General features: G+C 74.5%; 20 protein-coding genes and 1 pseudogene. 15 read left to right on the top strand and 6 right to left on the bottom strand.

All coding sequences use genetic code 11. The annotated features are described in order from the left end of the window. Positions 1–45: 45 nt before the first annotated feature. From ACH4E8_RS30940 to ACH4E8_RS30910, 7 genes are all read left to right on the top strand, one after another. A complete protein-coding gene (locus tag ACH4E8_RS30940; RefSeq protein ID WP_398454586.1) occupies positions 46–1,293 on the top strand; it encodes an extracellular solute-binding protein in 1,248 nt (415 codons plus the stop codon). 86 nt (positions 1,294–1,379) lie between these two features. Continuing rightward, positions 1,380–2,288 (top strand): sugar ABC transporter permease, encoded by a 909-nt coding sequence (locus ACH4E8_RS30935; RefSeq protein WP_361538203.1) that lies wholly within the window; start codon positions 1,380–1,382, stop codon positions 2,286–2,288. 2 nt (positions 2,289–2,290) lie between these two features. Beyond that, positions 2,291–3,253 carry a carbohydrate ABC transporter permease gene (locus ACH4E8_RS30930; protein WP_398454584.1) on the top strand — a complete coding sequence of 321 codons (963 nt, stop codon included), beginning with the start codon at positions 2,291–2,293 and terminating at the stop codon, positions 3,251–3,253. A 5-nt stretch (positions 3,254–3,258) separates the two neighbouring features. Continuing rightward, positions 3,259–4,329, top strand: coding sequence for an NAD-dependent epimerase/dehydratase family protein (locus ACH4E8_RS30925; protein WP_398454582.1), 1,071 nt, complete (start codon positions 3,259–3,261; stop codon positions 4,327–4,329). Positions 4,330–4,335: 6 nt separating this feature from the next. After that, positions 4,336–5,427 (top strand): dihydrodipicolinate synthase family protein, encoded by a 1,092-nt coding sequence (locus ACH4E8_RS30920; protein WP_398454580.1) that lies wholly within the window; start codon positions 4,336–4,338, stop codon positions 5,425–5,427. Further along, positions 5,411–6,442, top strand: a complete 1,032-nt coding sequence (locus ACH4E8_RS30915) for a hydroxyacid dehydrogenase (protein ID WP_398454578.1) — start codon at positions 5,411–5,413, stop codon at positions 6,440–6,442. Before ACH4E8_RS30920 ends, ACH4E8_RS30915 begins: the two co-directional genes overlap by 17 nt. A 51-nt stretch (positions 6,443–6,493) precedes the next feature. Then, positions 6,494–7,345: a fumarylacetoacetate hydrolase family protein gene (locus tag ACH4E8_RS30910; RefSeq protein ID WP_398454575.1), complete on the top strand. Its 852-nt coding sequence runs from the start codon at positions 6,494–6,496 to the stop codon at positions 7,343–7,345. A gap of 12 nt (positions 7,346–7,357) precedes the next feature. Here ACH4E8_RS30910 and ACH4E8_RS30905 read toward each other — a convergent pair whose 3' ends face one another. After that, entirely contained in the window at positions 7,358–8,212 is an 855-nt protein-coding gene (locus tag ACH4E8_RS30905) for an SMP-30/gluconolactonase/LRE family protein (protein ID WP_398454572.1), read from the bottom strand. 95 nt (positions 8,213–8,307) lie between these two features. Further along, positions 8,308–10,626, bottom strand: a pseudogene (locus ACH4E8_RS30900) (SpoIIE family protein phosphatase); the annotation flags it as partial. A 185-nt stretch (positions 10,627–10,811) separates the two neighbouring features. Between ACH4E8_RS30900 and ACH4E8_RS30895 the strand changes: the two are divergent. After that, complete coding sequence (locus ACH4E8_RS30895) at positions 10,812–11,018, top strand: hypothetical protein (RefSeq protein WP_398454569.1); 207 nt, start codon at positions 10,812–10,814, stop codon at positions 11,016–11,018. 166 nt (positions 11,019–11,184) lie between these two features. Here the strand turns inward: ACH4E8_RS30895 and ACH4E8_RS30890 are convergent, their stop codons facing one another. Together ACH4E8_RS30890 and ACH4E8_RS30885 are read right to left on the bottom strand one after the other, a co-directional pair. Further along, the gene (locus ACH4E8_RS30890) at positions 11,185–12,375 is read right to left on the bottom strand and encodes an MFS transporter (protein ID WP_398454566.1); all 1,191 of its coding nucleotides are present in this window, start codon (positions 12,373–12,375) and stop codon (positions 11,185–11,187) included. A 140-nt stretch (positions 12,376–12,515) separates the two neighbouring features. Next, the gene (locus tag ACH4E8_RS30885) at positions 12,516–12,989 is read right to left on the bottom strand and encodes an RrF2 family transcriptional regulator (protein WP_398454563.1); all 474 of its coding nucleotides are present in this window, start codon (positions 12,987–12,989) and stop codon (positions 12,516–12,518) included. 208 nt (positions 12,990–13,197) lie between these two features. On the opposite strand from ACH4E8_RS30885, the gene ACH4E8_RS30880 reads away from it, so the two are divergent. After that, complete coding sequence (locus tag ACH4E8_RS30880; protein WP_398454560.1) at positions 13,198–14,397, top strand: amidohydrolase; 1,200 nt, start codon at positions 13,198–13,200, stop codon at positions 14,395–14,397. Between the two features lie 19 nt (positions 14,398–14,416). On the opposite strand, the gene ACH4E8_RS30875 is transcribed toward ACH4E8_RS30880, so the two are convergent. Beyond that, positions 14,417–15,721 (bottom strand): phosphoribosyltransferase family protein, encoded by a 1,305-nt coding sequence (locus ACH4E8_RS30875; RefSeq protein ID WP_398454557.1) that lies wholly within the window; start codon positions 15,719–15,721, stop codon positions 14,417–14,419. A gap of 131 nt (positions 15,722–15,852) precedes the next feature. Between ACH4E8_RS30875 and ACH4E8_RS30870 the strand changes: the two genes are divergently transcribed. The 6 genes from ACH4E8_RS30870 (at position 15,853) to ACH4E8_RS30845 (ending at position 20,928) form a co-directional block, all read left to right on the top strand. Then, positions 15,853–17,061, top strand: a complete 1,209-nt coding sequence (locus tag ACH4E8_RS30870; protein WP_398454554.1) for a CapA family protein — start codon at positions 15,853–15,855, stop codon at positions 17,059–17,061. Between the two features lie 120 nt (positions 17,062–17,181). Further along, positions 17,182–18,174 carry a dihydroxyacetone kinase subunit DhaK gene (gene dhaK / locus ACH4E8_RS30865; RefSeq protein ID WP_398454551.1) on the top strand — a complete coding sequence of 331 codons (993 nt, stop codon included), beginning with the start codon at positions 17,182–17,184 and terminating at the stop codon, positions 18,172–18,174. A gap of 70 nt (positions 18,175–18,244) precedes the next feature. Continuing rightward, complete coding sequence (gene dhaL / locus ACH4E8_RS30860; RefSeq protein ID WP_398454548.1) at positions 18,245–18,853, top strand: dihydroxyacetone kinase subunit DhaL; 609 nt, start codon at positions 18,245–18,247, stop codon at positions 18,851–18,853. Next, the gene (locus ACH4E8_RS30855; RefSeq protein ID WP_398454545.1) at positions 18,850–19,260 is read left to right on the top strand and encodes a PTS-dependent dihydroxyacetone kinase phosphotransferase subunit DhaM; all 411 of its coding nucleotides are present in this window, start codon (positions 18,850–18,852) and stop codon (positions 19,258–19,260) included. Before dhaL ends, ACH4E8_RS30855 begins: the two co-directional genes overlap by 4 nt. Before the next feature lie 137 nt (positions 19,261–19,397). Continuing rightward, complete coding sequence (locus tag ACH4E8_RS30850; protein WP_398454543.1) at positions 19,398–20,222, top strand: hypothetical protein; 825 nt, start codon at positions 19,398–19,400, stop codon at positions 20,220–20,222. A gap of 19 nt (positions 20,223–20,241) precedes the next feature. Beyond that, positions 20,242–20,928, top strand: coding sequence for a class F sortase (locus tag ACH4E8_RS30845; protein ID WP_398454540.1), 687 nt, complete (start codon positions 20,242–20,244; stop codon positions 20,926–20,928). 32 nt (positions 20,929–20,960) lie between these two features. Here ACH4E8_RS30845 and ACH4E8_RS30840 read toward each other — a convergent pair whose 3' ends face one another. Beyond that, positions 20,961–21,569, bottom strand: a complete 609-nt coding sequence (locus ACH4E8_RS30840) for a DUF6817 domain-containing protein (RefSeq protein WP_398454538.1) — start codon at positions 21,567–21,569, stop codon at positions 20,961–20,963. Between the last annotated feature and the right edge of the window lie 367 nt (positions 21,570–21,936).

Genomic DNA, 21,936 nt, shown 5'->3' with positions numbered 1-21,936 from the left:
GCACCGCTGACTTTCCCAGACACCCTCACCAGGAGATCGAACACCATGAGAATCAGCAGAACGCTGGCGTGCACCTCCTTCGCCCTCGCCACCGTCGTCGGGCTCACCGCCTGCGGCTCCGGCGACTCCGGCTCGGGCGGCGGCACCGTCAACACCTGGGTCTATCCGGTCATCGCCGACGAGAAGGCCAACCAGGCGTACTGGGACGGCATGGTGAAGGCGTTCCAGAAGGAGAACCCGGACATCAAGGTGAAGGTGTCCACCTACCCGTGGGCGAACCGGGACACCGCCCTCGCCACCGCGCTGGCCGCCAACAAGGGCCCGGACGTGGCGTATCTGATCCCGGACCAGCTCGCCGCCTACCAGCGCAACCTGGTCCCGGCGAACGACTACCTGTCGAAGGCGGACCGCGACGCGCTGCGCCCGGCGGCGCTGAAGGCGGTCACCGTCGACGACACCCCGATGGCCACGCCGGTGCTGATGTCGGCGTATCCGCTGCTCTGCAACAAGAAGGTGTTCGAGGGCGCGGGGCTGGCGGACAAGTACCCGACGACCTGGGAGGAGCTGAGCGCGCTCGCACCGCAGCTCAAGGCCAAGGGGTACTACGCCACCAGCTACAGCGGCGACACCACCGCCACGCTGAACATGACCTTCTACCCGCTGCTGTGGCAGGCCGGCGGTGACGTGTTCAGCACGGACGGCAAGAAGGCCGCCTTCAACAGCGACGCCGGCGTCAAGGCGCTGACCTGGCTGAAGACCTTCATCGACGCGGGCTGGGCGCCCAAGGACCTGGTCACCACCACGCCGAAGATGGAGCAGACCGACCTGGCGAAGAACAAGGTGGCCTGCACCTGGCAGAACTCCGCCGCGGAGGTCGAGCCCTTCTGGGGCAAGGAGAACATCGTGGTGCGTCCGGCGCTGAAGGCCGACGCCCAGGTCGCGTACGGCACGGTGGGCACCCTCGCCGTCTTCAAGGGCGGCAACACCTCCGCCGCCGGCAAGTGGGTCTCCTTCGTTTCCCAGGAGAAGAACAGCGCGGGGCTCCAGAAGCCGATGGGCTACTTCCCGCCGCGCACCGCCGCCGCCGACCTGTACCCGTCCGACGCACAGGCGCAGGAGACCGCGAAGGTGCTGGACACCACCGAGGTCGGGCCGCTGAACAAGGCCGCGCGGGACGTGATGGGCGTGCTCGCCCCGGAGATCCAGGGCGCGCTGCTGGGTCAGAAGAGCCCGCAGGCCGCCCTCGACGCGGCGGCGAAGGCGGCGGACCAGCTCATCGCCCGCAAGCGCTGACCGGCGCCGGCGCAGTGCCGTGACGCCCCCGTCCTGACCGTCCCTTTCACCCCTGTCCCATCGCACCGCCGTACGAAGGAGGTCCCGTGGCCGCAGTCGCGGAACGACCCCGCACGACCAAGGTCCGCCGCGGGCCGCACGCCCGACGGGAGGCGAGGATCGGGCTGCTGTTCGTCCTGCCCGCGCTCCTGGTCTTCCTCGCCTTCCGCTTCGGGCCCGCGGCGGCGGGCCTCCTTCTCGGCTTCACCGACTACACCCTCGGCGCCGAGACCAGCTTCACCGGTCTGGAGAACTTCCAGCGCCTGATGGACGACCCGGTGTTCTGGTCGGCCCTGAAGGTGACCGTGCTGTACACCGTGATGGCGGTGCCGGTCACCATCGCCCTCTCCCTGGGCCTCGCGCTGCTCACCCGCCGCGCCTTCCTGGGCTCCAAGCTGTTCCGCTCGGTGTTCTTCCTGCCCGTGGTCACCAGCCTGATCCTGGCGTCCACGGTGTTCATCTGGATCTTCTCCACCGACGGGCCGTGGTCCACGGTGATGGGCTGGCTCGGCCTGCCCGACCAGTCGTGGCTCACCGACTCCGCGCTGGTGCTGCCCGCGATCGCGCTCGTCGGCGTCTGGTCGCGCTGCGGCTACGGCATGCTGATCCTGCTCGCCCGGCTCCAGGAGGTGCCGCGGGAGTTGGAGGAAGCCGCGCTGATGGACGGCGCGGGGCCCTGGCAGCGCTTCCGGTACATCGTGGCGCCGCAGTTGAAGGGCTCGTTCTTCTTCCTGGCCGTGATCGAGACCACCGCCAGCTTCCAGGTCTTCGACGCCGTCTACATGATGACCGGCGGCGGTCCCGCGAACTCCAGCTACAGCCTGGTCTTCCAGTTGTACGACGCCGGCTTCAAGTACTTCGACCTCGGCTACGCCAGCGCCATCGGCTGCGTCCTGTTCGTCCTCACGCTCGTGGTGGCCGGGATCCAGCGGCTGGTCATCGGAAAGGAGCAGTGACCGTGAGCGACACCAACACCGAGACCACCGTGACCGCCGGGCCCCGTCCCACCGGCGCGGCGCCCGCCCCGACGAAGGCGGACCCGACGACGACCGCCCCCCGGCGCCGGCGGGAGCCGCGGGAGCGGGACACTCTGCCGAACGCGCTGCGCATGCGCACCCGCGGCAAACTGGTGCGCGGCGTGCTGCTCGCGCTGGCGTCGATCGTCACCCTCTTCCCGTTCTACGCGATGGTCGTGCTGTCGCTGAAGCCGGAGGGCGCGGTCGACCTGCCCGGCAGCCTGTTGCCGTGGCCGCTGGACGGCGGCAGTTACGGCGACGTCCTCGGCTCGCAGGACGTGCCGCGCTGGCTGTTCAACACCCTCGTGTACTCGCTGGTGTCCGTGGTGGGCACGCTGCTGCTGGCCGCGCTCGCCGGCTACGCCTTCGCGAAGAAGCGCTTCCCCGGCCGGGAGGCCATGTTCTGGTCGTTCCTGTCGATGGTGATGGTCCCGTACCACGTCACGATGATCCCGACCTTCATCCTCATCGCGAAGCTCGGCGGGGTGGACAGCTACTGGGGTCTGATCGTCCCCACCCTCGCCAACGCCCAAGCGGTGTTCCTGATGCGGCAGTTCATCCTCGGACTGCCCGACGAACTCTTCGAAGCGGCGCGGCTGGACGGCGCGAACGAACTCCAGATCTTCTTCCGCATCGTGCTGCCGCTGCTCAAACCGATCCTCGCCACGCTCGGCACCTTCGTCTTCCTGTGGCACTGGAACGACTTCATGTGGCCGCTGGTCATCGGTCAGAGCACGGAGATGCGCACGCTCACCGTCGGCATCGCCTCGCTCCAACAGCAACAGGTGCCGCTCAACCAGGTCCTCGCCGGTTCCGTCGTCGCGTTCGTGCCGATCTTCAGCGCCTACCTCGTGGGCCAGCGGTACTTCACCGAAGGCATCACCGGCTCCGCAGTCAAGGGATGACGCCCATGCCAACCTCGCCCATGCACGCCCCGCCGTCCGCCCCCGCGGTGTTCCCGGACGGTGAGGACGCCCTCGAAGCGCTGCTCGCCACCCCGTCCCCGGGGCTCGTCGCCGACCTCGCCGACCTCGACGGGGACCTGGTGATCCTCGGCGCGGGCGGCAAGATGGGGCCGAGCCTCGCCCGGCTGGCCCGGCGCGCCCTGGACGCGGCCGGACGCACCGACCTGACCGTGCACGCGGTCTCCCGCTGGACGGACCGCGCGGCCGCCGACCGGCTGGCCGCCGACGGGGTCGCGCCCGTCCCCTTCGACCTCCTCGACGGCGACCCGGCGACCCTGCCGGACGCGGGCAACGTGGTCTTCATGGTCGGCGCGAAGTTCGGTTCGGCCGGCAATCCGACGCACGCGTGGGCGGTGAACTCGGCCCTGCCGGACCGGGTCGCCCGCCGCTACCGCACCGCCCGGATCTCCGCGTTCTCCACCGGCAACGTCTACCCGTTGGTGTCCACGGCGTCCGCCGGCAGCACCGAGGAGGACGCGGTCGCGCCGGTCGGCGAGTACGCGATGTCCTGCCTCGGCCGGGAGCGGGTATTCGGCTACCACGCGGCCGAGCACGGGCTGCGGCTCGCGGTGATCCGTCTCAACTACGCCGTCGACCTGCGGTACGGCGTCCTCGCGGACATCGCGACCGCGGTGCACTCGGGCACCCCCGTCGACCTGAGGACCGGGCACCTCAACGCGGTGTGGCAGGGGTACGCCAACGAGGTCGCGCTCCGCGCGCTCGCCCACGCGTCCGGCGGGGAGGCCCCCTTCACGCTGAACCTGAGCGGCCCCGAGACCGCGTCCGTACGCCGGCTGGCCCAGCTCTTCGCCGCCGAGTTCGACCGGCCGGCGCAGTTCGCGGGCGAGGAGTCCGGCACCGCGCTGCTGTCCGACTCGTCCCTGTGCCACGCCCTGTTCGGCTATCCCGCCCTGTCGCTGCGGACCCTGGTGTCCTGGCAGGCGGAGTGGATCAGGCGCGGCCATCCGCTCTCCGGCAAGCCCACCAAGTTCCAGGTCCGCGACGGAAGGTTCTGACGCACCGTGTCCACCCCCACGTCCACCCCCTCCACCGCGTCCGCCGCCGTCGACCCGCTCGACCCGCTCGACGTGCTCGCCGCCGGCACGGTCGTCCCCGCCCACCCGCTGGCGCTGGACGCCGAACGCCGCCTCGACGAGCGCCGGCAGCGCGCCCTGACCCGCTACTACCTCGCCTCGGGCGCCGGCGGCATCGCGGTCGGCGTGCACACCACCCAGTTCGAGATCCGCGAACCCGCCGTCGGGCTGCTGCGCCCGGTGCTGGAGTTGGCCGCCGAGGAGATCCGCACCGGCGCAGCGGCGTCCGGCGGCCGCCCGGTCGTCAAGGTCGCCGGCGCCTGCGGCTACACCGCGCAGGCCGTCGCGGAGGCCGAACTCGCCGCGTCCCTCGGCTACGACGCCGTGCTGTTGAGCCCGGCCGTCCCCGGCGCCGACGAGGCCGGGCTGCTGGAGCGCACCCGCGCGGTCGGCGAGGTGCTGCCGGTGATCGGCTTCTACCTCCAGGACGCCGTCGGGGGCCGCCACCTGTCCCCCGACTACTGGCGGGCGCTCGCCGACATCCCCTCCGTCGTCGCCATCAAGACGGCGCCCTTCGACCGCTACCGCACCGCCGAGGTCATCGCGGCCGTCGCCGCGTCCGACCGGGCGGAGGAGGTCGCGCTCTACACCGGCAACGACGACGCCATCATCCAGGACCTGCTCACCCCCTACCGCACCGCGCGCGGGCTGCGCTGGTTCGCCGGCGGGCTGCTGGGCCAGTGGGCGGTGTGGACCCGGGCCGCGGTGGACCTCTTCGACGAGGTGCGCGCCGCGCGCGCCGGTGACCACGCCCTCACCACGGACCTGCTGCGCCGCGCGCCCCAACTCAGCGAGGCGAACGCGGCCGTGTTCGACGTCGCCAACGCCTTCCGCGGCTGCATCGCCGGCGTCCACGAGGTGCTGCGGGCCCAAGGGCTGCTGGCGGGGACCTGGTGCCTGAACCCGGACGAGCGGCTCTCGCCCGGCCAGGCCGAGGAGATCGCGCGGGTCGGCGCCGCGTACCCCTGGCTGACCGACGACGACTTCGTGCGGGAGCACCTCGATGACTGGCTCCGCTGACGGGCCGGTGCCGGGTGCGTTGCGGCGGGTCGTGGTCGCGGTGCCGCCGCGGCTGCGGGCGGAGTTCTTCACCGAGGACGCCTGGCGCCGGCTGACCTCGCTCGCCGACGTCACCGTGGTCGACGCGCACGGCGACCGTGCGGCCGTGGCTGCCGCGCTGAGCGGCGCCCGGGTGTTGGTGACGGCGTGGGGCGCCCCCGTCCTGGACGCCGAACTGCTGGCCGGGGCCGACGCGTTGGGCCTGGTCGCCCACACCGGCGGCGCGGTCAGCCGGTTCGTCACCCGGGACGTCTTCGACCGGGGCGTGCAGGTCACCCAGGCGGGGGCGGCGATGGGTCCGCCGGTCGCCGAGGTCGCGCTCACCTTCACCCTGAGCCTGCTGCACCGGGTGCACCGCTTCGACCACGCCCTGCGCAGCGGAGCGGAGTGGGCGGCGGCGAGCGAGGCCCCGCCGCGGCACGAGATCCGCGGCTGCCGGATCGGCGTGATCGGTGCGTCCCGGACCGGCCGGGCGTACGTGACGCTGGTGCGGGCCCTGGGCGCGCGGGTGTCGGTGTACGACCCGTACCTCACGCAGGACGAGGCCGACCGGCTGGGCGTGGCCGTGGCACCGCTGGACGAGGTGGTGCGCACCAGTCGGATCGTCGCGGTGCACGCCCCGGCGCTACCGGAGACCCGGCATCTGCTGGGCGCCCGCGAGCTGGCCCTGATGCCCGACGGCGCGGGGCTGGTGAACACGGCCCGCTCCTGGCTGGTCGACGAGTCGGCGCTCCTCGCCGAGGTGCGCAGCGGGCGGTTGGACGCGGCGCTCGACGTGTTCGACCAAGAGCCGCTGCCGCTGGAGCACCCGTGGCGGAGCCTGCCGAACGTCCTGCTCACCCCGCACCAGGCGGCGGCCACGGTCCAGGGCCGGTGGGCGCTCGGCGACAGCACCGTGGCCGAGGTCGAGCGCTTCTTCGGCGGGCGGCCCCTGCTGCACGCGGTCGGCCCGCAGGCGCTGACCCGGGTCGAGTGATCGGCCCCTCCCCCTCCCTGTCCCATCCACGAGTGGAACGAACGGAACACCATGCGATTGATGCGTGTCGGCGCGGCCGGCAGCGAGCGTCCGGTCCTGCGCGACGCGGACGGCGGGCACTACGACCTGTCCGCGCTGACCGACGACCTGACCCCCGAGTTCTTCGCCGCGGACGGCCCCGCCCGGGTGGCGGCGGCGCACCGGGCCGGCGCCCTGCCCTCGATCGACGTGGCCGGGGTGCGGGTGGCGCCGCCGATCGCCCGCCCCGGGGCGGTGCTGTGCATCGGCCAGAACTACGCGGCGCACGCCGCCGAGTCGGGCGCCGAGCCGCCGGCCGAGCCGATCCTCTTCTACAAGGGGCCGAACTCGCTGGCCGGGCCGGAGGACGACGTCGTGATCCCGGCGGGCTACGAGCAGACGGACTGGGAGGTCGAGTTGGGGGTGGTGATCGGGCGCCGGGCGCACCGGCTGACCCCGGACGACGACCCCCTCGCGTACGTCGCCGGCTACGTCCTGAGCAACGACGTGTCGGAGCGGGCGGTGCAGCTCGGCGCGGCGGGCGGCCAGTGGTCCAAGGGGAAGATCTCCCCCACGTTCAATCCGCTCGGCCCGTGGCTGGTCACGGCGGACGAGGTCGGCGACCCGCAGCAGTTGCGGCTGCGGTCGTGGGTCAACGGGGAGCCGCGTCAGGACTCCACCTCCGCGGACATGATCTTCACGGTGGCCGAGATCGTGCGCCATCTGTCGCAGTACGTGGCCCTGGACCCGGGCGACCTGGTGAACACCGGCACCCCGCAGGGCGTCGCGCTCTCGGGCCGGTTCCCCTATCTGCGCGCGGGTGACGTGATGGAGCTGGAGATCGAGGGCCTGGGGCGGCACCGCAACCGCCTCGTCGACGCCTGAGCCCCGGCCCCGTCAGCCCGCGTACGGCAAGAGCGGCGCCCCTTCGACGCCCGGGCGCACGGCGAACACGGCGCCCGCCGCCGGGTCTTCGTCGTCGGCGAGCCCCTGGCGGGACGTGGTGACGTACAGGGTCCCGCCGTCGGAGCCGCCGAAGGCGCAGGCGGTGACCTGGCGGGCGTTCACCTCAACGACGGCGTCCAGGGCGCCGTCCGCGGCGTAGCGGTGCACGGCCGAGCCGCCCCAGAGCGCGACCCACACGCCCCCTTCGGCATCGAGCGCGATGCCGTCGGGGGCGCCGTCGTGCGCGTCGACCGTGACCCACGGCTCCACGGCGTCGAAGCGTCCCGTCGACGGTTCCACGGTGACCTTGGCGACGCAGCCGTCGGCGGTGTCCACGTAGTACGCGAAGGTGCCGTCGGCCGCCCAGGCGAGGCCGTTGGAGATGGTGACGCCGCGGTGGACGACGGAGGTGGTCCCGTCGGGCGCGAGCCGGTGCACGTCGGCCGCGCCGGGCCGGGCGTCGTAGCCCATGCTCCCGCAGTAGAACGCGCCGTCGGGACCACAGGCGCCGTCGTTCATCCGGACCGTGGGGTCACGCCACAGTTCGGGGCCGGTCGTGGCGGTGCCGTCCGGCGCGAGGACGGCGAAGCCGCGCTCGACCGCGACGACGAGCCCGCCGGCGCTCCGCGGCCGCCAGGCCGCGAGGACGTCCCCGACGTGCCGCCGCTCGGCCACGCCGCCGTCGTCGGTGAAGGTCACGAGGTCCCCGGCGAGTTGGTCGACGGCCCGCAACCGCCCGGCGTACGGGTCCCAGCCCGGGCCTTCCCCGTGGTGGGTGACGACCCCGCTCCACTGCTCGGCTCGCACGGCCACCCCTTTCCCACGGGCCCGCCTGGGCCTTTTCCGCCACGGTGGCGCGATCGTATCGAATGGCCGGGCGACGGTGCGGAGCCCGTTCACGCCTCGAAGTGGGCCCCGAGGAGCGCGACGTCGTCGTCCCGGTCGCCGGCGCCGAGGAGTTCGTCGAGGACGGTGTCGCAGAGCGCTTCCAGCGGCGGCGCCTGGTCGGGGCCGCACAGCCGGCCGAGGACTTGCAGCACCTTCCGCAACTGCTCGATGCCGGTCCACACGTCCCGCAGCCGGGATTCGACGAGCCCGTCGGTGTAGAGCAGCAGGGTGGCGCCGGCGGGTGCGTCGAGTTCGACGGCTTCGAAGTCCACGCCGCCGACGCCGATGGGGGCGCCGGGCGGTACGCGCAGGACTTCGGCCCGGCCGCCGAGGTGGAGCAGGACGGGCGGCGGGTGGCCGGCGTTGGCGATGGTGATCCGGTGCGAGACCGGGTCGTACACCGCGTACATGCAGGTGGCCATCCGGTCCGTGCCCAGCCGCTGGGCCTGCTCGTCCAGGCGGTGCAGGACCTCCTGCGGCGGCAGGTCCAGACCCGCGAGGGTCTGCGCCGTGGTGCGGAGTTGCCCCATGATCGCGGCGGAGGCCATGGAGTGGCCCATGACGTCGCCGACGACGAGGGCGACGCGGCTGCCGGGCAGCGGGATCGCGTCGTACCAGTCGCCGCCGACCCGCGCGGTCTCCGCAGCCGGCAGATAGCGCGAGGCCAGCTTGACCCCGGTCGGCTGCGGCAGGGAGTCCGGCAGCATCGTGCGCTGGAGCTCGTCCGCGACGTACACCTCCCGTCCGTACAGCACCGCCTTGTCGATGCCCAGCGCCGTGTGCGTGGCGAGTTGGGCCGCCACGAGCAGGTCGTTCGGCTCGAAGGCCGGCCGGTCGGGGCGGCGCAGGAAGACGGCAGCACCGATCACCCGGCGCCGCCCGCGCAGCGGCGCCAGGATCACGTGGTGCCCGTTGCGCACGGCCGGCCCCACACCCAGCAGGTCCGGCAGCGCGGCTCGGGCCGCGGCGGAGTCGCCGAAGACCGGCCGCACCCCGCGCAGCACCTCGGAGAGCGCGCCGCCGGAACGGACCTCGCACTGCTCGATCAGGGGGACGAACTCGTCCGCCTGCTGCTCGACGTAGGGGAGCAGGTCCGTCCCGACGGACCCGGTCTTCCCCTCCGCGGCGCGCCGCCGGTCCGTGCGGCGCAGCCGCAGCACGAACGGCCGGATGGGACGCTCGTTGCCCACCGGCAGCGGGTCGCGCAGATAGACCAGGATCGCGTCCGAGAACGTCGGCACGGTGGCCCGGCACAGGCCGAGCACGATCTCGTCGAGGTCGATCCCGCGGGAGATCCGCCGCGTCGCCGACCCCAGGAACTTGACGGTCTCGGAGGTCGTTTCGGCGGTGAGCGAGTTGTTCGGCGTTGTCCGGGACAACCCCGCCCCCACGCGTCCGTCGCGGATGACGCGCGGCGCCCCGTCGTCCGGGGCCGTGGCCGCGCCCTGCCACCCCAGGTCGTCCGCGGCGCTCTGCACCGCCTCGTGCTGGCGGTCCAACACCTCCCGGGCCTTCTCCAACACCTGGTCGACCTCGTCGAGCGCTTCGTCGCCGCTGCCGTCGGCGACGTCCGGCAGGGCGAGGGTGCCGCTCGGCTGGGTCGGCGCGCCGCGACCGGCGCGCAATTGTGCCTCCAACTCCTGGATGCGGCGGGCGGCGTGGTCGGCGAGGCGCTGGGCGCGGTCGCGTTCCGCCTCGGCGCGTTCGAGCTGCCCGCGCAGATCGGCCTCCTGGCCCTGGGCGCGGCCGAGTTGGTTGCGGGTGGTGGCGAGCTCCGCCGGCTGCGGCACGGTCGCCGCGAGCGCGTCGAGTCGGCGGGTCAGCTCGGCGACGCGCTCCTGGGCCTGTCCCAGCATGCCGAAGAGGAGCATGGCCATCTGGAGCGCCTGGGTGCGCGCCCGTTCACTGGTCTCGTACGCCTGGCGCACCCGGGACAGCTCCTCCAGCGCGGCGATGGTGCGCTGTTGGACCGCGACGAGGTCGCGGGCGGGGACGGCGTCCCGGGGCAGCAGGGGCGTGGGGGCGGAGCGCGCCGCGTCCCACAGGCGACGCGCCTCCCCGCGGCACTGCGCGGCCTTCGCCTCGTCCGGCAGGCACACGTCGGCGATCGCCTCCACGAGGTCCCACGTCAGCCCCGGTCCGGAGAGCTGGTCCCGCAGTTTCCGCAGCTCCGGCACGAGCCCGCCGGTGAAGTGTTCGGCCGTCAGCCGGCGGTGCAGTTGGGGCACCGAGATCCCGGCGCCGTCCAGCCAGCCGCGGACCATGGCCACCAGTTCGTTGGTCTCCCGGTCCGTCCCGCGTGCCGGTGCCCACGGCCGCCCCGGCCGCTTCATTCCCCCCACGTCTGCCTCCTTCGTCGGGCCGTCACCCTCCCACGGGCATCCCGGCGGCCCGGCGGCCGTCCGGTTGTCCGGGGACAACGTGGGGTTGTCCCCGGAACAATCTCCCGCCCCGCCGACCGGGTCGGACGCCGTCGGATGGTGGTGGCCCACCGATCCCGACCCGCCGAGGAGGCCCCGTGCCCGCCCGTACCGCGATTCTGCTGCTCGCCCTGGCCTTGGTGGTGTTGACCGCGGCCGTCGCGGCGGCCGCGGCCGGCGCCGTCGCCCGTTGGGGCGGTGCCACGGCCCCCGAATGCGTCACGTCGGCGGCCCGTGCGGCGGCGGCGACCTTGATGGTGTGTCTGACCGGCGCGGCGGTCTTCCTCACCGCGATCACCCCCTGACCGCGCCCCTTGCTGCTCCGGCCGGCCCCGCGCGCTTCCCCTACGGGGAGTTGGTCCCTGGTCCTGCTGGTCGCGCAGACGCGGCAACACACTCGCCGCGCGGCGCAACCGCGTACGGCGGGGCGACGGTCGCAGGGCGCTCCGGGCACGTCCCAGGGGCCGCGCCTCACCGCAGCCCGGCGCGGGGCGAAGCCGGGCGGGTCGTGAGGGTCAGCGCGGCCAGCGCCAGCACGGCCGCGACGGCGAACATCGCGCCCGCGCCGGTGGGGATCGTCAGGCCCCCGACGAGGGTGCCGGCGCCGATCCCGAGGTAGATCGCGGAGGAGTTGAGGGCGACGAGCAGCGGGGCCTGGTCGGGGGCCGCGCCGATCAGACGGTGCTGCTGGGGCGGGGTCTGGCACCAACTGGCGGCGCCCCACGCGGCGGCCAGCACGGCGACCGCCGGCAGCGAGTGGATGTCGGCGGCCGCCAGCAGGGCGAACGCCGTCATGGTCGCGGCCATCGCGGCGTAACCGGTGGTCAGCACCTTCGCCGGGCCGACCCGGTCGGCTGCGACCCCGGCGGCCAGGTTCCCGGCGACGGCGCCGATGCCGTAGGCCGCGAGCATCCACGCGGTGCCCCCGCCGGTGACGCCTACGGCCCGTAGCGCCGGCTCGACGAAGGCGTAGCCGGTGTACGCGGCGGCCATCCCGAGCACGGTCAGCCCGAGGACCGTGGCGACGCCGGGGCGGCGCAGCGCCGCGAGGCGGTCGGCCAGCGGTACGGGGGCGGCGCCGGGCAGCGCCGGCAGGAGGGCGGCCAGGGCCGCCGCGGTCACCAGGCACACCGCCGCCACCAGCCAGAGCGCGGCCCGCCAGCCCAGCAGGGCGCCGAGCGCGGCGCCGAGGGGGACGCCGAGCGCGGTCGCCGCCGTCAGCCCTCCGACGACCACGGCGAGCGCGCGGCCCCGCTGTTCCTGCGGTACGAGCCGGGCGGCGACCGCGCCTGCGGTCGGGGTGTAGGCGGCGGCTGCGACCGCGGCGAGGACCCTGGTCACCAGGAGGACGGGGAGGTTCGGGGCCAGCGCCGACGCCGCGTTCGCCAGGCCCAGCGCCACGAGCGCGGCCACCAGGAGCAGTCGGCGCGGCACCCGGGCGGTGACCGTGGCCACCAGGGGCGAGGCCACCGCGTACGCCACGGCGAAGACCGTGACCGCCTGGCCGGCGGCGGCCGTCGGCACGTCCAGAGAGGCGGCCAGGTCCGGGAGGAACCCGGCCAGGACGAACGCGTCGGTGCCCACGCCGAACGTGCCGAGCGCCAGTACCAGTGTTCGGCCGGGGCCGCCGGAGCGCCTCGACTTTATCGAGACATTTAACATCCCGAATTACCTTCCAAGAAGGCCCGGCCGGGCGGCCGGGCGCAGCGGATCACTTCTCGTGCGGGGTTCCAGGGACGGACGTGCGGGAGGGTCCCGCGCGGGGGTGGTGCGCGGACGCTACGGGGCAGCCGGGTTGCAGGTCAGCCGGACAACCGCTGGTGGAACCGGCGCAGTCGGGCCGGCGCGGCCGGCGGACTCACCGCCAGCAGGTCGGCGACGGTCTGCGCGGACAACTCCCGCCGCCACGCCAACTCCGCCTTGCGCATCGCCCGGGCCACGCCGCAGGGCTGCCCGAACTCCGACGGCGCGGCCTCGGCGCCGGCCCCCTGCTGCCGGATCTCGGTGCAGCGGAACGCCTCTTCCCGCCCCTCGACCGCGGACACCACGTCCATCAGGGTGATCCGCTCGGGCGGGCGGGCCAGTGCGTACCCTCCCCTGGCGCCGGGCGTGGAGGAGAGGATCCCCGCCCGCACCAACGGCTGGAGTTGCTTCTTCAGGTACGCCGGCGGCAGGTCGAAGAACTCGGCCAACCGACCGGCCGACACCGGCCCCCGGTCTTCGAGCCACGCCAGGGCCAAGCAGCAGTGCAGACCCCACTCGACGCCTTCACCCATCAACACAATCGAGATACTACACATCCCGATTGACTCGGCCGGCCCTTTCGCCCGCGCCCGCGTTCCTCCCACCTCTGACCTGCACCGGGCTTCTGAGATGATCGCGAAGGCCACCGGACCGGGACCCACGAGGACCGGCCCGCCCCGGCGCCGGCGCCCCGCGCACCCGCGGGGCGACGTCATCGACACACCCGAGGAGTACGCGGTCATGGCCCAGGACACCCCCTTGCCGCCCGTGTTGTTCACCGCCGTCCGCACCGACGGCGGACGCGTCCGGGACCTGCTCGTCGTCGACGGGCGCATCGCCGCGTACGACCCGGCCGAGTTGCCCGCGGGCTGTGTGACCGCGGCAGCGGACGGCGCCCTCGCGCTGCCGTCGCCCGTGGACGCGCACATCCACCCCGACAAGACGACCTGGGGCGGTCCCTGGCTGAGCCGGGAGCCCGCGCACTCGCTCAAGGACCTCATCGAGGGCGACGTACGGACCCGTTCGAGCATCGCCGCCCCGGTCGCCGAACGCTCGGGCGCCCTGTTGGACAACGCCGTCGCCCACGGCACCCGCGCCATGCGCGCGCACGTCGACGTCGCGCCGGTGTACGGCCTGTCCGGGGTGCACGGGGTGCGCGAGGCCGCCGACGCCCGACGCCACCTCCTGGACGTCCAGGTCGTCGCCTTCCCCCAACTCGGGCTGCTCAGCAGGCCCGGCACGGCCGAACTCCTCGAACGGTCCCTCACCGAGGGCGCCGACGTCCTGGGCGGGCTGGACCCGATCGGCGTGGACGGCGACCTGGACGGGCAGTTGGGCTGGCTCTTCGACACCGCCGTGCGCCGGGGCGTCCCGCTCGACGTCCACCTCCACGACGGGGGTGCCGACGGGCTGCGCCAGGTAACCGAGATCGCCCGGCGCACGGTGGCCGCGGGCCTTGAGGGCCGGGTCACCGTGAGCCACGCGTTCTGCCTCGCCGAACTCTCCGGGGACGCCTTGGCGCAGATCGCGGACGTGCTGGCCGAAGCCGGCGTGCACCTCACGACCTGCGCGCTGGGCGCCGACCCGGTCCTGCCCACCGACGCCCTCACCGGGCACGGGGTCCTCGTCGCGGCCGGCTCGGACGGCGTGCGCGACGCTTGGTCGCCCTTCGGTGACGGCAACATGATCAACCGCGCGCATCTGCTCGCGTACCGCACGGACGCCCGCACCGACGTCGAACTCGCCGGCTGCTACGAGGTGGTGGCACAGGGCGGCGCCGCCCTGCTGGGGCTCCCCGCGTCCCGGCTGGCCGTCGGCGACCCGGCCGACTTCGTCCTCGTGGCCGCCGCCTCGCTGCCCGCGGCGGTCGTGGACCGCCCGGTGCCGAGCGCCGTGGTGCGCGCCGGCCGGGTGATCGCCCGCGACGGCCGGTTGGTGTGACGGCGGGGTACGACGTTCGTCAGAAGTGGTCCGCGAACCAGTCGGCCGCCGCGGCGGTGACGGCGTCCAGGGCGCCCGGCTCCTCGAAGAGGTGCCCGGCGCCGGGGACCACCAGCAACTCGCACTCACCGCCGATGCGTCGCTGCGCCCGCCGGTTGAGGTCGAGGACCAGCAGGTCGGCGCCGCCGACCACGAGCAGGGTGGGCGCGGTCACCGCCGGCAGGCGTTCGTCGGCGAGGTCGGGCCGTCCGCCGCGGGACACCACGGCCGCGCAGTCGTTGTCCGCCTCCGCCGCCGCCCACAGCGCCGCGGCGGCGCCCGTGCTGGCGCCGAAGTAGCCGAAGCGCAGCCCGCCGGCCTCGGGCCGGGCGCGGAGCCAGTCGGTGGCCGCGGTGAGGCGTCCGGCCAGCAGGTCCGTGTCGAAGACGTTCGCCCGGTCGGCCGCCTCCGCATCGGTGAGCAGGTCGAACAGCAGGGTGCCCAGGCCCCGGGCGCGCAGTCCTTCGGCGACGTGACGGTTGCGGGGGCTGTGCCGGCTGCTGCCGCTGCCGTGCGCGAAGAGCACGACGCCGTGTGCGCCGCGGGGCAGGGCGAGGTGTCCGGCCAAGTGGTCCGCGGCACCTGCGGAGTCCGTGGGGCCGGCCGGGATCCGTACCTCTCGATCCGCCGGGGCGGGCCCGTGCGCCGAGGTGCGGCGGGCGGCGCTCAAGATCGCCACGACCTCGTCGTCCTCCGTCTGCGCGAAGTCCACGTAGAACTGGCCCACCGCGCTGAAGTCGGCCGGCGTGTCGGGGCAGACCAGTTCGTCGGCCTCGTCCGCGAGGAGTTCCGTCCAGCCCGGTGGTGCGACCGGCACCGCGAGCACCACGCGGGCCGCGCCGCGCGCCCGGGCGATCCGGCACGCGGCCCGGGCGGTCGACCCGGTGGCCACGCCGTCGTCGACCACGACGACCGTACGGCCCTTCAGCGGCTCGGGCGCCCGCCCGCCCCGGTAGCGCCGGGCGCGCTCGGCGAGCACGGCGCGCTCGCGGGACTCGACGCGGGCCAGTTCGTCGTCGCGCACCCCGGCCAACCGCACCACCCGGTCGTTCACGACGCGCACGCCCTCCTCGCCGACCGCCCCCATGCCCAGCTCGGGCTGGAACGGCACGCCGAGCTTGCGCACCAGGCACACGTCCAGAGGGGCGCCGAGCGCCCGGGCGACCCGGGCCGCGACCGGCACTCCGCCCCGGGGCAGGCCGAGGACGACCACGTCCCGTCCCTTGAGGTGTTCGAGCCGGGTCGCCAGCCGCCGTCCGGCGACGTCCCTGTTCTCGTACGTCATCTCCACCGCTCCCCTCGTGCTGCCGTCGAGCCGGGGGTCGATGTGATCAATTGTCGCCCACCCGCACGGGCGATCGCCAGGCCGGGCGCAGCCGGGTCACCGCGTGCAGCCGGCGCACTACCCTGGGGGGCGTGACCGGTGACCTCGTCACCGTGTTCCTCTGCGGTGACGTCATGCTGGGCCGCGGTGTCGACCAGGTCCTGCCGCACCCCGGTGACCCCGCGCTCGCGGAGGCGTACGTCAGCGACGCGCGCACCTACGTGCGGCTGGCGGAGGCCGCGTACGGCCCGGTGCCCCGCCCCGCGCCGTACTCCTGGCCGTGGGGGGTGGCGCTGGACGTCCTCGACGCCGCGGCGCCCGACGTGCGCGTCCTCAATCTGGAGACCTCCGTGACCCGGGGCGGGGAGCGCGCCGTCGGCAAGGGGATCCACTACCGGATGCACCCGGGCAATCTGCCCGCGCTGACCGCCGTGCGTCCCGACGTGTGCGCACTGGCCAACAACCACGTCCTCGACTTCGGGCGGCCGGGGCTGACCGACACCCTGGACGCCCTGGACGCGCTCGGCGCGCCCGGTTCATCGACGGGAGCCGGCGTCCGCCGGGCGGGCGCGGGCCGGGACGCCGCGGAGGCGTGGGCGCCCGCGGTCGTCCCCCTGCCCGGCGGGCGCCGGCTGCTGGTGCTCGCCTGCGGCACGGCGTCCAGCGGCGTGCCCCGCGACTGGGCCGCCACGGCGCGCAGGTCCGGCGTCGCCCGCGTCGACGAGCCGTTGGATCCGGCCCGGCCCGCCGCCGTGCTGCGGGCGGCGAAACGGCCGGGGGACCTGGCGGTCGTCTCGGTCCACTGGGGCGGGAACTGGGGGTACGGCGTCTCGGGCGAGCAGCGGCGCTTCGCGCACGCCCTCGTCGACGCGGGCGCCGACGTCGTGCACGGGCACTCCTCGCACCACCCCCGGCCCCTTGAGGCGTACCGCGGCGCGCTCGTCCTCTACGGGTGCGGTGACCTGGTGAACGACTACGAGGGCATCTCCGGGCACGAGGAGTACCGGGACGACCTGCGGCTGCTGTACCTCGTCTCGCTCGCCGCCGACGGCGCGTTCCGGCAGGTCAGGATGGTGCCGCTGCGCGCCCGCCGGCTGCGGTTGGAGCACGCGCCGAACGAGGGCTCGGCATGGCTCCAGCGCACCTTGGCACAGGTCAGCGGGCGCTTCGGGGTGCAGGTGGCGCGGGAGCGGGACGGCACACTCACCGCCCGCCCCCAACGCGCCGGCGCACGGCCCGAACGGGGGCGCCCGGAGGGCGGCTCACCGGCGCGCGGGGAGGGCGGGCGCAACGGCGCGTGAGCCGCTTGGCGCCGCACCAGGGCTGCGCGATGCGGGCGCCCCGTCGATACTGGTGCGCAGCGGTGCGCCCCTGCCCGGGGCGCCCGAGCGTCACTCGGACCGGCCGTCAGGAGATCTACGTTGCGCATGTTGATCAACGTCCCCGAGACCGTCGTCGCCGATGCCCTGCGCGGCATGGCAGCAGCCCATCCCGAACTGGTGGTGGACGTGGAGCGGCGGGTCGTGGTGCGCCGGGACGCGCCGGTGGCGGGACAGGTGGGCCTGGTGTCCGGCGGCGGCTCGGGGCACGAGCCGCTGCACGCCGGTTTCGTCGGCCCCGGGATGCTGTCCGCCGCGTGCCCCGGTGAGGTGTTCACCAGTCCGGTACCGGACCAGATGGTGCGGGCGGCGGCTGCCGTGGACAGCGGCGAGGGCGTGCTCTTCGTCGTCAAGAACTACACGGGGGACGTGCTCAACTTCGACATGGCGGCCGAACTCGCCGAGGACGAGGGCGTCCGGTTGGCGAAGGTGCTGGTCGACGATGACGTGGCGGTGACCGACAGCCTGTACACGGCGGGGCGCCGGGGCACGGGCGCCACCCTGTTCGTGGAGAAGATCGCCGGCGCCGCGGCGGAGGCTGGTGCGCCACTGGAGCGGGTCGAGGCGATCGCGCGCCGGGTCAACGAGGGCTCGCGCAGCTTCGGCGTGGCGCTCAGCGCGGTCACGACGCCCGCGAAGGGTTCTCCGACCTTCGATCTGCCGCCCGGGGAGCTGGAGTTGGGGATCGGCATCCACGGCGAGCCGGGTCGGGAGCGGCGGTCGATGATGACCTCCCGGGAGATCGCCGACTTCACCGTGCACGCGCTGCTGGAGGACCGCAAGCCGACCGGCCCGGTGCTGGTGCTGGTCAACGGCATGGGGGCGACCCCGCTGCTGGAGCTGTACGGCTTCAACGGCGAGGTGCAGAAGGTGCTCGCGGACCGGGGCGTGACCGTGGCCCGCACCCTGGTCGGCAATTACGTGACCTCGCTCGACATGGCGGGCTGTTCGGTGACCCTGTGCCAGGTCGACGAGGAGTTGCTACGGCTGTGGGACGCACCGGTGCAGACCGCGGCGCTGCGCTGGGGCCGCTGAGCGACGGTCCCCAGCACGACCAGCACGACCAGCACGACCGCACCACCAATCACCGCCACAGGGAGGGCACGTGCTCGACGCCGACTTCTGCCGCCGCTGGATGCAGGCCGCGGCCACGCTGATCGACCGGGAGGTGGACCGCCTCACGGAGTTGGACTCCGCGATCGGGGACGCGGACCACGGAGCGAACATGCAGCGCGGGTTCACCGCCGTGACCGAGGCGCTGGCGCAGCAGGGGACGGGTTCCCCGGGCGAGGTCCTGGTGTTGGCCGGCCGCCAGCTGATCTCGAAGGTGGGCGGGGCGTCCGGGCCGCTGTACGGGACGCTGCTGCGGCGCACGGGCAAGGAGTTGGGCGATGCGGTGGAGGTGACGCCCGCCCAGTTCGCGGCGGCGCTGCGGGCCGGGGTCGCGGCGGTCGCACAGCTCGGCGGGGCGCGGGCCGGGGACAAGACGATGCTGGACGCCCTGGAGCCGGCGGTCGCCGCCCTCGACGACACGACGGACTCGTTCGACGCGGCGCGGGCCGCGGCGGAGCAGGGCACGTTGGAGACCGTCCCGATGCAGGCCCGCAAGGGGCGGGCGAGCTATCTGGGCGAGCGCAGCATCGGCCACGAGGACCCGGGGGCCGCGTCGTCGGCGCTGCTGGTGGCGGCGCTCGCGCAGGCGGTGGCGGCGTGAGCGGGCCGGGGCCCGTGGGGGTCGTCCTGGTGTCGCACAGCCGCGAGGTCGCGGATGCGAGCGCGGCGCTGGCGAAGGCGCTCGCCGGTGCGGGCGACGGTGCACCCGTGATCGGCGCGGGGGGTACGCCCGACGGGGGCGTGGGCACCAGTTCCGAGCGCATCGCGAGCGCCGCGCACGCGGTGGACCGGGGCGCGGGGGTGGCGCTCCTGGTGGACCTGGGCAGTGCGGTGCTGACGGTGAAGTCCCTGCTGGCCGAGGGGGACGAACTGCCCGACGGCTCGCGGCTGGTGGACGCGCCCTTCTTGGAGGGGGCGGTCGCGGCGGTGGTGACGGCAGTGGCGGGCGGTGACCTGGACGCGGTGGCGAACGCGGCGTCGGAGGCGTACGCGTACCGCAAGGAGTGACGCCGGCAGGCGGGCTGCGGGGTCGTTCCGATGGCCGAGCCGCGTGCCTGTTCGGCGTAGCAGATGTGGCGGGGGGCCCGGCCCGTTCCTAGCGTCGATGTCGACGTGGTGCCAGTCCCCCACCGAAAGAGCTGACCATGCGTGCCATACGACGTGCGGAACTCGCCCTGATCTGTGCCGCGACCCTGCTGACCGCCACCGCTCCGGTCGCCGCCGCGGCCGTGCCGTCGAGCGCTGCGGCGGCCGGCGCTGCGACGTCGGTCTCGGCGCCGCTGCCGGAGCCCGTGGACGAGGAGGTCCCCGCGGTCCCGGCGCCGGCGACGGCCCCGGCGGACCGCCTCTCGGCGGACTCCGGCGCGGACGTCACGTCGTTCGGGTTCACGGTCACCCCGCAGACCGTCGCCCCCGGCGGGACGGTCACGCTCAAGGCGACGGAGTGCGCTTCGCCGACGGTGACCGCCTCGTCCGGCGTCTTCGACACGGTGACCCTGACGGGGGGTCAGGCCGCCACGGCGCGGGTCTTCGACGAGGCCGAGCCGGGTGCGGAACACGTCGTCACCTTCGACTGCAAGGGCGAGCGCGGCTCGGCCCGGATCGTCGTCGAGGGGGCGGGCCCGACCGCGGACCGCAGTGCGGACGGGGCCGCTGTACCCCCTGGTGACGGCGGTGAGACTGGTGACGCAGGTGACACTGGTGTGCCCGACGCCGGCGCTCACGACACCGGGGCACATGACACCGGCACCCATGACGCCGGAGCCCAGGACGTCGGCGGCGGCCACGACACCGGTTCCGGGCACGAGCCCGGCTCCGCGCTGAAGCCCGGTGGCGGTGTGACGGCGGGCGGGGGCGGCAGCCTCCCCCAGCTCAGCCCGACGCACCTCGCGTTCGGTTCCGCACTGGTCTCGGGCGCGGTCGGCGCGGGTCTTGTGCTGATGCGCCGTCGGCGCGCCGCGGCGCGATGAGGCGGCACGGACGGTAACCATGCCTGGCCCCCTGCCCCCTCCGGTACCGCCGCCCGCACACCGCGCCCCGCGGCACGGCATCTGGTTCGCCCTGCTGTGCGTGCTGTTGCTCGGGGTGTTCCTGTTGCGTACGGGGTCGGGGGCGGCCGACACCGCCGCGAAGGCCGGTTCCTCGGACGGCCCGCCGCGCCCCGCCGCGTCGGCGGCCCGCGCGGAACCCGTCGCGCGGATGCCCGCCGTCGCCCCGCTCCCCCACTCCCCGCCCCGACGGATCGCCGTCCCCGCGCTGCGCGTCTCCGCCCCGGTCACCGCGGTCCGCCTGGCGTCGGACGGTTCGATCGAGGCGCCGCCCGTCGACGACGGCAATCTCGCGGGCTGGTACGCGGACGCCGCGTCCCCCGGCGGGCGCGGCACCTCCGTCGTCGTCGGCCACGTCGACACCAGGTCCGGGCCGGCCGTCTTCTACCGGCTCGGCTCGCTGACGCCCGGCAGCCGGGTGGAGGTCCTGCGCGCGGACGGCCGCACGGCGCTCTTCACCGTCCACGCCGTCGAGGCGTTCCCGCGCGACGACTTCCCCGCCGACCGGGTCTACCGGGACGGCCCCGGCGCCGAACTGCGGCTGATCACCTGCGGCGGCCGGTATTCGGCGGGGGCGGGGTACGAGGAGAACGTGGTCGTCTCCGCCCGGCTGACCGGGGTGCGCTGACGGCCGGCCCGTCGTCCTCCGTGCGTACGCGGCTACCGCGGCGCCGGGTGTGCCGGCGCGCTGAGGACGGCCACGCAGTCGTCCCACGCCCCGGGGCTCAGCAAATGTCGCCAGCGGGTGAACAGTTCGAGCAGCCCGGCGCCGCGCTCGTCGCGGAAGGCGAGGTCGGCGCGGGCGAGGTCGAGTTCGTTGGCGGCGGTCAGTTCGGCGAGGTCGCGGCGGCGTCGGACGGTGAGCGGGTGCGGCCGGCCGGTGAGGCGGTCGTGGAAGGGCGCGTCCGCCCGGGCGAGGTCGCGGTAGGTGGCCCCGCGGTCGCAGGCGCCGTACAGGTACACCGCTTCCTCGGCCTCCGCGCCGATGACCGACGCCAGTTCGGCGCGGCGCTCGTGCGGCAGCAGCACCGCGGGGAAGCCGTCGGTGCCGTACAACGAGTGGCAGAGCCCGGCGAGTTGCAGGGCGGGGCGGGCGCCCCAGACGGCGAGCTGCGACCGGACCCGTTGGAGGTGGTCGACGAGGTTCCCGCCGGGGTGCGCGATGGCGGCGGCGCCCAGCCGGTTCAGCAGGGCGAGTGCGCCGTCGGCGGCGCCGGCGGGGGGCGTGGGGGCGGTGGTTATGGGGGCGGTTGTGGGGGATTCAGGCACGGTCCGGTCCTCTCGGCGCTCGGGGGGTCGGCACCCGCCCGTCCCCTCCCCCGGTCCGGTTCCGCGGGAGGCACCGGACGGGTTGCCGCCAGGGCCCAGGGACGATCATTGCGACCCGTCCGTCCACAGTCAATCGCGGGCCCGTCGCGGGTCCTGGGGGCGGTTGGTTCCGCCGACGCCACCGGGGCGTTCTCGCGGTGGCGCCACCGGCACGTTTGCCCTTGCGGCCCGGTGGCCACGATCGTTTGGCCACCCTCGGTGGGACCGCGCGAGCAGCCCTTCGTCACGGATCGGAGGCCGGCGTGCGGGTGGCGCCAGGAGCGCAGCGCGGTCGGCGGGAGGTGCGTCACACGAGGTCTGTCAGTGG

The sequence above is a fragment of the Streptomyces sp. NPDC017979 genome (genome assembly GCF_044328175.1).
Lineage (GTDB): Bacteria > Actinomycetota > Actinomycetes > Streptomycetales > Streptomycetaceae > Streptomyces.
Note: the sequence above shows the minus strand (reverse complement) of the source record. Positions and strands in the feature narration are given on the sequence as shown.